This window comes from Streptomyces malaysiense, from assembly GCF_000980885.2.
GTDB lineage: Bacteria > Actinomycetota > Actinomycetes > Streptomycetales > Streptomycetaceae > Streptomyces > Streptomyces malaysiense.
This window is the reverse complement of the sequence record NZ_LBDA02000006.1, coordinates 72,722-84,670: the sequence shown is the minus strand read 5'-3', so window position 1 is coordinate 84,670 and position 11,949 is coordinate 72,722. Positions and strand designations below refer to the sequence as shown.

Genomic DNA, 11,949 nt, shown 5'->3' with positions numbered 1-11,949 from the left:
CGACCCCCTGACGTGAGGCTTACGCCTCCTCGTTCACCCAGCTCATCAGCTGGCGCAGCTGCTTGCCGGTGGTCTCCAGCAGGTGCTCGGAGTCCTGCTTCTTGTACTCGTTGTACTTCTTCAGACCGCCGTGGTACTCGTCCATCCAGTTCTTGGCGAAGGTGCCGTCCTGGATCTCGGCGAGGACCTTCTTCATCTCCGCCTTGGTGGCGTCGGTGATGATGCGCGGGCCCGTGACGTAGTCGCCCCACTCGGCGGTCTCGGAGATGGACCAGCGCATCTTCTCCAGGCCGCCCTCGTACATGAGGTCGACGATCAGCTTCAGCTCGTGCAGGCACTCGAAGTAGGCGATCTCCGGCTGGTAGCCGGCCTCGGTCAGGGTCTCGAAGCCCGCCTTGACCAGAGCGGCCGTGCCACCGCACAGGACGGCCTGCTCGCCGAAGAGGTCGGTCTCGGTCTCCTCGGTGAAGGTCGTCTTGATGACGCCGGCGCGGGTGCCGCCGATGCCCTTGGCGTACGACAGGGCCAGCGCGAAGGCGTTGCCGGAGGCGTCCTGCTCGACGGCGGCGATACAGGGCACGCCGCGGCCCTCCTCGTACTGGCGGCGGACCAGGTGGCCCGGTCCCTTGGGGGCGACCATGCAGACGTCCACGCCGGCCGGGGGCTTGATGAAGCCGAAGCGGATGTTGAAGCCGTGGCCGAAGAACAGCGCGTCGCCGTCCTTCAGGTTGGCGGCCACGGACTCCTCGTAGACCTGGGCCTGGATCGGGTCCGGGACCAGGATCATGATGACGTCGGCCTCGGCCGCGGCCTCCGCCGGGGTGACCACGCGCAGGCCCTGCTCCTCGGCCTTGGTCTTGGACTTGGAGCCCTCGTGCAGGCCGACCCGGACGTCCACACCGGAGTCGCGCAGCGACAGGGCGTGCGCGTGACCCTGGCTGCCGTAACCGATGACCGCGACCTTGCGGTTCTGGATGATGGACAGGTCGGCGTCAGCGTCGTAGAACAGCTCGGCCACTTTGGGTTCTCTCCCTATGTGTGCAGGTGGTGCGTCCCACCGTATGACGGTGGGCGACGAGATGGTTCGGGGGTCTCGGCATACGGGCGAGCGGTGCGGACCGGCCGCCCGTAGGGCTCCGTGCCCGGTGTTACGCGGATCGGTCCAGGGCGCGCAGCGAGCGGTCCGTGATCGAACGGGCGCCGCGGCCGATGGCGATGGTGCCGGACTGGACCAGCTCCTTGATGCCGAACGGCTCCAGCATCTTGAGCATGGCGGACAGCTTCTCGCCGGACCCGGTGGCCTCGATGGTGACGGCCTCCGGGGAGACGTCCACCGTCTTGGCGCGGAACAACTGGACGATCTCCACGATCTGGGAGCGGGTCTCGTTGTCGGCGCGGACCTTCACCAGAACGAGTTCGCGCTGAACGGCCTGATTGGGTTCCAGCTCGACGATCTTCAGCACGTTGACGAGCTTGTTGAGCTGCTTGGTCACCTGCTCCAGCGGCAGTTCCTCGACACCGACCACGATGGTGATCCGGGAGATGTCGGGGTGCTCGGTGACACCCACCGCGAGCGAGTCGATGTTGAAGCCGCGGCGGGAGAACAGGGCGGCGATGCGGGCGAGGATGCCCGGCGTGTTCTCCACCAGGACGGAGAGCGTGTGCTTGGACATGGTCTTTTTACGTCTCTCTCGCTCAGTCGTCTTCGCTGTCGCCGAAGTCGGGGCGGACGTCCCGGGCGGCCATGATCTCGTCGTTCGAGGTGCCGGCGGCGACCATCGGCCACACCATGGCGTCCTGGTGGACGATGAAGTCCACGACCACCGGACGGTCGTTGATGGAATTGGCCTCCTCGATGACCTTGTCCAGGTCCTCGGGGCGCTCGCAGCGCAGCCCCACGCAGCCCATCGCCTCGGCCAGCTTCACGAAGTCCGGCACCCGCGTGCCCCTGGCCTCGGGGTTGACGTCGTCGGGACCGCTGTGCAGCACGGTGTTGGAGTAGCGCTGGTTGTAGAACAGAGTCTGCCACTGGCGGACCATCCCGAGCGCGCCGTTGTTGATGACGGCGACCTTGATGGGGATGTTGTTCAGGGCGCAGGTGGTCAGTTCCTGGTTGGTCATCTGGAAGCAGCCGTCGCCGTCGATCGCCCAGACCGTCCGCTCGGGCCGGCCGGCCTTGGCGCCCATGGCGGCCGGGACCGAGTAGCCCATGGTTCCGGCGCCGCCGGAGTTCAGCCAGGTGGCCGGCCGGTCGTACTGGATGAAGTGCGCGGACCACATCTGGTGCTGGCCGACGCCCGCCGCGAAGATGGTGCCCTCGGGGGCGAGCTGTCCGACGCGCTCGATGACGGCCTGCGGGGACAGCGAGCCGTCCTCGGGCCGGTCGTAGCCGAGCGGGTAGGTCTCGCGCCAGCGGTTGAGGTCCTGCCACCAGGCGCTGTAGTCGCCCCGCTGACCCTCGCTGTGCTCCTTCTGCACGGCCTGGACCAGGTCGGCGATGACCTCGCGGGCGTCGCCCACGATGGGCACGTCGGCCTCGCGGTTCTTGCCGATCTCGGCCGGGTCGATGTCGGCGTGCACGATCTTGGCGTACGGCGCGAAGCTGTCCAGCTTGCCGGTGACGCGGTCGTCGAAGCGGGCGCCGAGGGCGACGATCAGGTCCGCCTTCTGCAGCGCGGTGACGGCGGTGACCGCACCGTGCATGCCCGGCATCCCCACGTGCAGCGGGTGGCTGTCGGGGAACGCGCCGAGCGCCATCAGGGTGGTGGTGACGGGTGCCCCGGTGAGTTCGGCGAGGACCTTCAGCTCGGCGGTGGCCTTGGCCTTCAGGACGCCGCCGCCGACGTAGAGGACGGGCCGCTTGGCGGCGGTGATCAGCTTGGCGGCCTCGCGGATCTGCTTGGCGTGCGGCTTGGTGACGGGGCGGTAGCCGGGCAGGTCCATGACCGGCGGCCAGGAGAAGGTTGTCTTCGCCTGGAGGGCGTCCTTGGCGATGTCGACCAGCACCGGGCCGGGGCGCCCGGTGGAGGCGATGTGGAACGCCTGGGCGATGACCCGCGGGATGTCCTCGGCCTTGGTCACCAGGAAGTTGTGCTTGGTGATCGGCATGGTGATGCCGACGATGTCCGCCTCCTGGAAGGCGTCCGTGCCGATCGACTTCGACGACACCTGGCCGGTGATCGCGACCATCGGCACCGAGTCCATGTGGGCGTCGGCGATCGGGGTGACCAGGTTGGTGGCGCCCGGTCCGCTCGTCGCCATGCAGACGCCGACCTTCCCGGTGGCCTGCGCGTATCCCTCGGCCGCGTGGCCCGCGCCCTGCTCGTGGCGGACCAGGACGTGACGCACCCGGGTGGAGTCCATCAGCGGGTCGTAGGCCGGCAGGATCGCGCCGCCCGGAATCCCGAACACCGTGTCCGCGCCGACCTCCTCGAGGGAGCGAATGAGGGACTGCGCGCCCGTGACGTGCTCGACGGGGGCGGAGTGCTGTCCGCCGGATCGGGGCCGGGGCTGCGGATGATGGGCCCCGGTGGCCTGCTCGGTCATCGGCTTCTCTTCTCGATGCTGAGGATTTTTGCGAGGGTCGGACGGAGTTCGGGTGTCGTACGAGGGGCACTCGTGCAACAAAAAACCCCTCGTGCCGTAAGGCAAGCGAGGGGAGCGCGCCGGTGAGGGTCGCTGGGGATTCCGGATCGCGTTCCGGTAGGGCCCAGCTCAGCCGACGCGCTGTCCAAGTACGAGAATTCGGGTGCGCATGGCACTGACCCTCCCCCCGGGGCGCACCACGTGTCAAGTGGGTGGGACGGGCGTCTCAGAATGTGAGCGAAGGGCACTGCTGCCTCCGAAAACAGCGGGTACTCCTCCGGTGTACACCCCCGCGGCACCCAGCCGCCCCTGGGTTTCCCGCACTCTGCCCGCGAACGCGGGTTCGGCCGGCGCGTGGGACCCGGCCTGCGCGTGCGGGCCGCCCTGCGCGTGGGGGCCGCCCGACGCGTGCGCTCCGGCCGCCGCGTGCGCTCCGGTCCCGGTGTGCGGCACCGGGCAGGACCCGGCGCCGAGCGCCCGGCGCAGCCGGTACTCGTCCAGCGGGCCGGAGAAGGCCGCGCCGGTGCCGTGGGTGCAGCCCATGGCACGCAGGGCCACCGCCTGCTCGGGCAGGTCCACGCCCTCGGCGACGGACTGGAGCCCGAGGTCCCCGGCCATGCGCAGCAGCCCGCTGGTGATCTTGTGCAGCCGCGCGGAGTCCACCACGCCCTCGACCAGGCCGCGGTCGAGCTTGAGGATGTCCACGGGCAGCCGCCGCAGCGCGGTGATCGCCGCGTGGCCGCTGCCGAAGCCGTCCAGCGCGATGCGCACCCCGAGCCGGCTCAGCGCGGTCAGCCTGCGCTCCAGCTCGTCCAGCCCGAGCCCGGGATCGGTGTCGGACAGTTCGACGACCAGCGCCCCGGGCGGCAGCCCGTATCTGGTCAGCAGCGCCTCCACCGAGCCGGGCGGCAGTGAGCGGTCCAGCAGCCGCCGGGCGCTCATCCGCACCGCCACCGGTACGACGAGACCGCTCGCCGCCCGCTCGGCGGCCCCCGCCACGGCCTCCTGGAGGGTCCAGCGGTCCAGCTCGGCCGTCTTGCCGCCGCCCTCGGCCACCCGCAGGAACTCGGCCGGGGTGAACAGCACACCCTGCGAGGAACGCCAGCGGGCCTGCGCCGAGACCGCCGTGATCCGGCCGTCCTCCAGGCACACCACGGGCTGGTGCAGCAGCGCGAACTCCCCGTCGTGCAGCGCGGCGCGCAGCCGGGTGGCCAGCTCCGCCTTGCGCACGACGTCCTGCTGCATCTGCGGCTTGTACAGCTCGACGCGGCCCTTTCCGGCCGACTTCGCGCGGTACATCGCGAGGTCGGCGTTGCGCAGCAACTCGCCCGCGCCGAGCCCCGGTTCGGCGAAGGCGACGCCGATGGAGGCGTTGACCCGGACATCGTTGCCGTCGATCGCGTAGGGCTGGGAGAGGGTCGTCCTGAGGCGGTCGGCGAGCTCCAGGATGTCGCGCTCCCGGGCGGCGCGGTCATGGGTGCCGTCCCCGACGATCAGGGCCGCGAACTCGTCGCCGCCCAGCCGGGAGGCGGTGTCGCCCTGGCGGACCGCGTCCTGGAGCCTTCGGGCGGCCTGCACGAGGAGTTCGTCGCCGGCCTGGTGCCCGATGGTGTCGTTGACGGCCTTGAAGCCGTCGAGGTCGATGAAGAGCACGGCGGTGCCGAGCAGGGCGGCGCCCCGGTCGGTGGCGCGGCGGCCGGACAGGGCCTGCTGCACCCGCCGGGTGAACAGCGCGCGGTTGGGCAGGTCGGTCAGCGGGTCGTGCTCCGCGTTGTGCTGCAGCTGCGCCTGGAGGCGCACGCGTTCGGTGACGTCCCGGCTGTTGAAGATCAGGCCGCCGTGGTGGCGGCTGACCGTGGACTCGACGTTCAGCCAGCCTTCCCCGCCCTCGGCCCCGCTCGCGCGCGAGGTGCCCCCGCCGCCGGAGCGGAAGCGGCACTCGATCCGGGTGACGGGCTCCGTCAGCGGGCTGGCGGCGAGGAAGCGGCGCACCTCGTGCACCACGCAGCCCAGGTCCTCGGGGTGGATCAGGGCGGCCAGCTCGGTGCCCACCAGGTCCTCGGCGGGCCGGCCGTAGACCCCGGCGGCGGCCGGCGAGACGTAGCGCAGGACGCCGTTGGGCGCGGCGATCATGATGACGTCGCTGGAGCCCTGCACCAGGGAGCGGAAGTGGTTCTCCTTCTGCGCCAGTTCCTGGGTGAGGGCGATGTTGTCCAGCAGCATGATGCCCTGGCGGATCACCAGCGCGAGCACCACGCAGCCCGCGGTGATCAGCACGACGTGGTCGGGCCTGCGGCCGTTGAGGACGTTGTACAGGATGCCCAGGGTGCAGACCGCGGCGGCGAGGTACGGGGTGAGCGCGGCGAGCGAGCCGGTGATCGGGCGGCCGGCCGGATAGCGGACGGGGTCGGCACCGGGGTAGGAGGCGGGGCCGGTGTGCCCGGACGCCGGGGGCGGCCCGAACGGGCCGTCCGCGCAGTCCTGGCGGCGGCCCGGTTCCGGGTACGAGCCGCGTCCGGAGCCCTCGTGGCCATCGCATCCGGGACCCGCGGACGCGTCGTGGCCGGAACCGGGGTCCTGCTCGGGGCCCGGGTCGGGGCTGTGCTCGGCGGTCGGGGCGGGCGCGGACGGCGAGCGGTCGTCGGCGGCGCGCGGCGCGGGCAGGTGCCCGGAGGCCGCGTGGGTGTGCCCGTCCGCCTCCGGTGCCGACGACCTGCTACCGGGCCGGGGTGTGGCCCAGGGGGCGTAGGCGAGCAGCAGCGAGCCGGCGAACCAGCCCGCGTCCAGCAGCTGCCCGGAGCGGTAGCTGCTGTGCAGCAGCGGGGAGGTGAACAGCGCGTCGCACATCACGGTCAGGGCGAGCGCGCCGATCGCGGTGTTCACGGCGGTGCGGTTGCCGGGCGCGCGCCGGAAGTGAAGTGCGAGCACCATGCTGATCAGCGCGATGTCGAGCAGCGGGTACGCCAGCGACAGCGCGGTGTGCGCCACGCTCGGCCCGTCGAACCGGGCCGCCTGGGCGAGCGCGAGGCTCCACGACAGGGTGAGCAGCGAGCCGCCGACCAGCCAGGCGTCCAGGCCCAGGCAGATCCAGCCGGCCCGGGTCACCGGGCGGCTGGCGAGCACCAGCAGGCCCACGATCGCGGGCGGCGCGAAGCACAGGAAGAACAGATCGGCGTACGACGGGCTCGGTACGGGCCGGCCGAGCACGACCTCGTACCAGCCCCAGACGGCGTTGCCCAGGGCCGCCATGGCCGAGGAGAGGCCGAACAGCAGCCAGGCGGGGCGGTAGCGCACCCGGGGGCCGCGGGCGTAGAGGAAGCAGGAGACGGCGGCGGCGCCGGCCGCGGCGCTGAGCCCGAAGTCGCCCATGACCAGCGCGATCTCGTCCGTGCCCCAGTCGAACGCGGCGCCGACGGCGTACGCCGCGCAGACGAGGGCGAGGACGAGCTGTTCGGAGGCGCGGGTGCGCGGGGCGGTAACCCGTCCGCGCGCCGGCGGTTCCTGGTGCGGGTGCGGCGCGCGCACCTCCGCGTGGACGGTGGTGGTCGGTGTGGGCGCGTTCACCGGGGCCTCCCGGTGGGTGACGCGCCCGCGTCCCGCCGGGCCCGGCGGACCGGGTGCGGGTGCCTGCGGGGGCCGGCCGGCCGGCGCGGGTGGTGGGTGTGGTGAGCGGTGTGCCGGCCGCGTCTGCCCGCGGCCGTGCGCCAGGGCCGCCTTCGGCGGCTCCACCGCGTCGGATCGTTCGTCCATAGGCCGTGCATCGCCCGTCGCCCCCCTCACAAGATCTGAAATGTCATCCCCGGCGCCGATGTAGGCGGCGCTGCCCCTGTCGGGACGATACACCAGGTTCGTCACTCAGGGACATAGCTTCTCTACGCTCCGTGACGACCAGCGGGGATGCGGGCACAGGCCGCGTCCGAGAGGTCGCGGAGGGTGCCGGAAAGGCCCTAACGCCCGTTCGTTCCCGGGGTGTCCGGGCCCTCCGGATCTGTCCCGGCGGGATCTTCCGGGGCCGTTCCCACCGGGTTCTTCGGGTCCGGTCCCGTCGTCAGGATCACGTTCCGCAGCGGCTCGTGGTTCACGAACCGGGTCAGCTGATCGACCAGCAGCCGCTTGGCGCGCGGCAGGAAGGCGGAGGTGGGCCCGCCGACATGCGGGGTGATCAGTGCGCCGGGTGCCTTCCAGAGGGGGTGGCCGGGCGGCAGCGGCTCGGGGTCGGTGACGTCCAGGGCAGCGATGATCCGGCCCCGTTCCAGCTCCGCGAGCAGCGCGTTCGTGTCCACGACCGGCCCGCGGGCGACGTTCACCAGGAGGGCCCCGTCCTTCATCCGGGAGAGGAACTCGGCGTCCACCAGACCGTGGGTGGCGTCCGTGAGGGGGGTGGACAGAATCACGACATCGGCGGCCGGAAGCAGAGAAAGCACATCGGCGATCGGATGCACAAGACCGCGCGCCGTGGTGCGCCGGGAGCGCGCGACGCGCGCCACCCGCGCAAGCTCGAAGGGCGTGAGCCGGTCCTCGATGGCGGCGCCGATCGAGCCGTAGCCGACGATGAGCACGTTCTTGTCGGCGAGCGCCGGCCGGAACGCGCCCTGCCAGCGCTCCTGTTGCTGGGCCCGCACGAAGTCCGGGATGCCGCGCAGCGCGGCCAGGGTCAGGGTGAGCGCCAGCTCGGCGGTGCTCGCCTCGTGCACCCCGCGCGCGTTGCACAGCCGCACGCCCGGCACGATGGCCGAAAGGCGCGCCGTGATGTCGTCGACGCCGGCCGTGAGCGTCTGGATGACCCGGACGTCGCTCAGCAGCTCCAGCGGGCGCACCTTGACCGGCCACCGCTTCATGTAGGGCACCACGTACATCACACACCGGGCGGGGTCGCCCGGAAACTCCTGGTCGCCGTCCTCGCCCCCGTCCCAGAACAGATACCGGAGCCCCTCGGGCAGCCCCTCGATCTCCTCGGGCGGAAGCGGAAGCCATACGTCTGCGCTCATGGTCAGGAGGCTATGTCAGGTACGCGCGGCGCAGAGGTTAGGTTGGGGGTCAGGCTAGGGGAGGGTTCCGGAGCAGGTGGAGCGCAGGACGATCGGCGCGGGGGCGCTCGCGGTGGGGGCCGTCGGACTCGGGTGCATGCCGATGAGCTGGGCCTACAGCACCTCGCGGCAGCGGGGCGACGAATCGGTGCGATGCGTGCACCGGGCACTGGACCTGGGGTCGAGCCTGCTGGACACCGCGGACATGTACGGCCCGTTCACCAACGAGCTGCTGCTCGGACGAGTGCTGAGGGAGCGCCGGGCGGACGCGTTCGTCTCCACGAAGGTGGGGCTGCTGGTGGGCGAGCAGCACATCGTGGCCAACGGCCGCCCCGGCTATGTGAGACGGGCCTGCGACGCCTCGCTGCGCCGGCTCCAGACGGATGTGATCGACCTCTACCAGTTGCACCGCCCCGACCCCGAGGTGCCGATCGAGGAGACCTGGGGCGCGATGGCCGAGCTGGTGCGGGCCGGGAAGGTGCGGTCGCTGGGCCTGTGCGCGCTGGGCGCGCGCGGTGGGCGCCGTTCGGGCACGGGACTCCACGACGGCACGCTGCGCCAGTTGCAGCGGGTGCAGCAGGTGTTCCCGGTGGCCGCGGTCGAGGCGGAACTGTCGGTGTGGTCGCCGGAGGCGCTGCGGACGCTGCTGCCGTGGTGCGCGGCGCGCGGCGTGGGCTTCCTGGCGGCGATGCCGCTGGGCAACGGCTTCCTGACCGGCACGCTCACCCCGGGCGAGGGCTTCGAACCGGACGATGTGCGTGCCCGGCATCCCCGGTTCACCGCCGAGATGATGGCCGCGAACCAGCCGATCGTGGCCGGTCTGCGCCGCGTCGCCCGGCGGCACGGCCCGGAGGTCACCCCGGCGCAGGTCGCGCTGGCCTGGGTGCTGTCGCGGGGACGCCATGTGATCGCGCTGCCGGGCACGAAGCGGGAGCGGTGGGCGACGGAGAACGCGGCGGCGGCCGGTCTGCGGCTGTCGGCGGCGGATCTGGCGGAGATAGGGCGGCTGCCGGGGGCGCGGGGGTCGTGGGACTGAGGGACCCTTGGGAGGGGAAGATCTGCCGCTGGAACGCCGCCCCGAAGGGATCGTGATCGTGCGACGTCGAGCTGTGCCGGCCGTGCTGGCCGCGGCCGCCCTGCTGCTGACGGCGGGCTGCTCCGCCGGCTCCTCGGGGGTGGGCTTCCCCGGTGAGGTCCCCCGTACGGCGCCCCCGAGCACCGCGCCCGCCGCCCCGGCCACGGAGCCGGCGGCACCGGCCAAGGGCTCGGTACGGGTGCTGCGCACGGTGGCCGAGGGCCTGAAGTCGCCATGGGGCCTGGCCGTGCTGCCGGACGGCGGTCTGCTGGTCTCCTCCCGCGACGACGGGACGATCACCCGCGTCGATCCGGTCACGGGCCGCAAGACCGAACTGGGCACGGTCTCCGGGGTCTCCCCGGCGGGCGAGGGCGGTCTGCTGGGCATCGCGCTGTCCCCGCACTACGCGTCGGACCACATGATCTACGCCTACTTCACCTCCGCCTCGGACAACCGCATCGTCCGCGTGCGCTACGACGACAAGAAACCGGCCGGTGAGCAACTGGGCGCCCCCGACACGCTGTTCAAGGGCATCCCCAAGGGCACCATCCACAACGGCGGCCGGATCGCCTTCGGCCCCGACGGCATGCTCTACGCCGGCACCGGCGAGAGCGGCCGGCGCGGCCTCGCCCAGGACCGCGACTCCCTGGGCGGCAAGATCCTCCGGCTGACCCCGGAGGGCGAGCCGGCCCCCGGCGACCCCTTCCCCGGCTCCCCCGTCTACTCCTACGGCCACCGCAACGTCCAGGGCCTCGCCTGGGACGATCGCCAGCGTCTGTTCGCCTCCGAGTTCGGCCAGGACACCTGGGACGAACTGAACGCCATCAAGCCCGGCGGCGACTACGGCTGGCCGGACGCCGAGGGCAGGTCCACGAACCCGCGCTTCCAGAACCCCGTCGCCGAGTGGCACACCGACGACGCCTCCCCCAGCGGCATCGCCTACGTCCACGGCGTCATCTGGATGGCCGCCCTCAAGGGCGAACGCCTGTGGCGCATCCCCCTCCACGGCACCCGGGCGGCGGCCGCCCCCCAGTCCTTCCTCACCGGCACCTACGGCCGCCTGCGCACCGTCGCGCCGGCGGGCGACGGCAAGCTCTGGCTGATCACGAGCAACACGGACGGGCGGGGGCATCCGAAGAAGGGGGACGACAGGATCCTGGAGCTTCAGGTGAGTTAGCCACGCCTACGGCTCCCGGGGGCCCGCCCCCCGCTCGCGCTCCCCTTCCCGCTCCGGCTCCGGCTCCTCCCGCTCCCGCTCCGGCTCCGGCTCCTCCCGCTCCCGTTCCGGCTCCGCGCCGGCCGGGCGCCGAGCGGACAGGCGTATGACCGCCTTGCCGGAGGTCAGGTCTATGGGGCCGCGGCCGGGATCGCTGTCGCCGGCCTCCTCCCGGGTCAGTTCGAGGCGGTTCTGCTCGTCGCGGGTGTGTTTGCGACCGGGTGTGAACAGTTCGCTGAAGGCGTCGAACACGACTTCTCCCCCTTGCCGGTTGTCCCGGGGCCATTGTCGCGCGCCGCGCACGCGTGAGGGGCCCCGGGGAATCCGTGGCATGAGCACGGGTTCCCCGAGGCCCCTGGGCGTGGCGGGCTACCGCCCGTTCAGCCCGCCGAAGGCAGCGCCAGCAGCGCGTCCGAGTACTTCAGGACCGCCAGCAGCAGGCCGATGACACCGAGCGAGACACCCGCCCAGGCCACCGACTTGATCCAGGGCGCCTGCGGGCGGCCGGGGGCGCCGAAGGCGGGGCGGGCCAGGACGACCACTCCGGTGACCAGCGCGAGCAGGGCGAAGAAGCCGGCCCACAGCGCGGTGGTGTGCCAGGCGTCACCGTAGACCGCCTTGATCTGTGTGGCGACGCCCGCCGTGGAGGACGTCCGCAGCTGACCGACGAGCTGCTGGCGGGCGCCCGCGACCGTGCCGACCCAGCCGCCGCTGAGCGAGACCAGGCCCAGCGCGGCGGAGACCACGGCGCCGGCGCCCTGGCCGACCCCGGAGGGCGCCTTGGCGTCCGCCGCGTCGTCCGCCGCGTCTTCCCCGGCCTCGTCCGCCGGGCCGTCCGCGGTCTCCTCGGCGAGCGCGCCGTCGGCCGCCTCCTCGGTGTCCCCGGCGACCGCGCCCTCGGCGCTCTCGCCCTCGGCCCCCGCCTTCCCCGCGGTGTCCTGCCCCGCGGTCCGCGCCTCCTGTGCCGTCTCGTCGTCGAGCTGCGCCGCCGTCGTACCGGCCGCGGCGTCTTCCGATGTCTTCGTTGCCATGCCGGCAACCGTACG

Annotated in this window: 9 protein-coding genes; 2 read left to right on the top strand and 7 right to left on the bottom strand. The window is 72.4% G+C overall.

What is annotated here, in order from left to right; all coding sequences use genetic code 11:
- Window positions 1–19: 19 nt before the first annotated feature.
- The 5 genes from ilvC to VT52_RS02655 form a co-directional block, all read right to left on the bottom strand.
- Window positions 20–1,018: a ketol-acid reductoisomerase gene (gene ilvC, locus VT52_RS02675; protein WP_046423400.1), complete on the bottom strand. Its 999-nt coding sequence runs from the start codon at window positions 1,016–1,018 to the stop codon at window positions 20–22.
- A gap of 130 nt (window positions 1,019–1,148) precedes the next feature.
- Window positions 1,149–1,673 carry an acetolactate synthase small subunit gene (gene ilvN / locus VT52_RS02670; protein WP_046423399.1) on the bottom strand — a complete coding sequence of 175 codons (525 nt, stop codon included), beginning with the start codon at window positions 1,671–1,673 and terminating at the stop codon, window positions 1,149–1,151.
- Window positions 1,674–1,695: 22 nt separating this feature from the next.
- Window positions 1,696–3,546 (bottom strand): acetolactate synthase large subunit, encoded by a 1,851-nt coding sequence (locus tag VT52_RS02665; protein ID WP_046423397.1) that lies wholly within the window; start codon window positions 3,544–3,546, stop codon window positions 1,696–1,698.
- A gap of 243 nt (window positions 3,547–3,789) precedes the next feature.
- Window positions 3,790–7,149 carry an EAL domain-containing protein gene (locus VT52_RS36675; RefSeq protein WP_046423395.1) on the bottom strand — a complete coding sequence of 1,120 codons (3,360 nt, stop codon included), beginning with the start codon at window positions 7,147–7,149 and terminating at the stop codon, window positions 3,790–3,792.
- 383 nt (window positions 7,150–7,532) lie between these two features.
- Window positions 7,533–8,573, bottom strand: a complete 1,041-nt coding sequence (locus tag VT52_RS02655; RefSeq protein WP_079174796.1) for a 2-hydroxyacid dehydrogenase — start codon at window positions 8,571–8,573, stop codon at window positions 7,533–7,535.
- A 76-nt stretch (window positions 8,574–8,649) separates the two neighbouring features.
- Here VT52_RS02655 and VT52_RS02650 point away from each other — a divergent pair, with 76 nt between their 5' ends.
- Both VT52_RS02650 and VT52_RS02645 read left to right on the top strand, forming a co-directional pair.
- Complete coding sequence (locus VT52_RS02650; RefSeq protein WP_046423393.1) at window positions 8,650–9,648, top strand: aldo/keto reductase; 999 nt, start codon at window positions 8,650–8,652, stop codon at window positions 9,646–9,648.
- Window positions 9,649–9,721: 73 nt separating this feature from the next.
- Window positions 9,722–10,864, top strand: coding sequence for a PQQ-dependent sugar dehydrogenase (locus VT52_RS02645; protein WP_046423391.1), 1,143 nt, complete (start codon window positions 9,722–9,724; stop codon window positions 10,862–10,864).
- 6 nt (window positions 10,865–10,870) lie between these two features.
- Here the strand turns inward: VT52_RS02645 and VT52_RS38405 are convergent, their stop codons facing one another.
- Together VT52_RS38405 and VT52_RS02635 are read right to left on the bottom strand one after the other, a co-directional pair.
- Window positions 10,871–11,155, bottom strand: coding sequence for a DUF6191 domain-containing protein (locus tag VT52_RS38405; RefSeq protein ID WP_046423389.1), 285 nt, complete (start codon window positions 11,153–11,155; stop codon window positions 10,871–10,873).
- A 128-nt stretch (window positions 11,156–11,283) separates the two neighbouring features.
- Window positions 11,284–11,934, bottom strand: coding sequence for a hypothetical protein (locus tag VT52_RS02635; RefSeq protein ID WP_046423387.1), 651 nt, complete (start codon window positions 11,932–11,934; stop codon window positions 11,284–11,286).
- Window positions 11,935–11,949: the final 15 nt, after the last annotated feature.

Excerpts from the sequence above, each read along its gene's own strand:
- VT52_RS02635 (WP_046423387.1), bottom strand. The coding sequence starts at position 11,934 with ATGGCAACGAAGACATCGGAAGACGCCGCGGCCGGTACGACGGCGGCG.
- VT52_RS02655 (WP_079174796.1), bottom strand. The coding sequence starts at position 8,573 with ATGAGCGCAGACGTATGGCTTCCGCTTCCGCCCGAGGAGATCGAGGGG.
- ilvN (WP_046423399.1), bottom strand. The coding sequence starts at position 1,673 with ATGTCCAAGCACACGCTCTCCGTCCTGGTGGAGAACACGCCGGGCATC.
- VT52_RS02665 (WP_046423397.1), bottom strand. The coding sequence starts at position 3,546 with ATGACCGAGCAGGCCACCGGGGCCCATCATCCGCAGCCCCGGCCCCGA.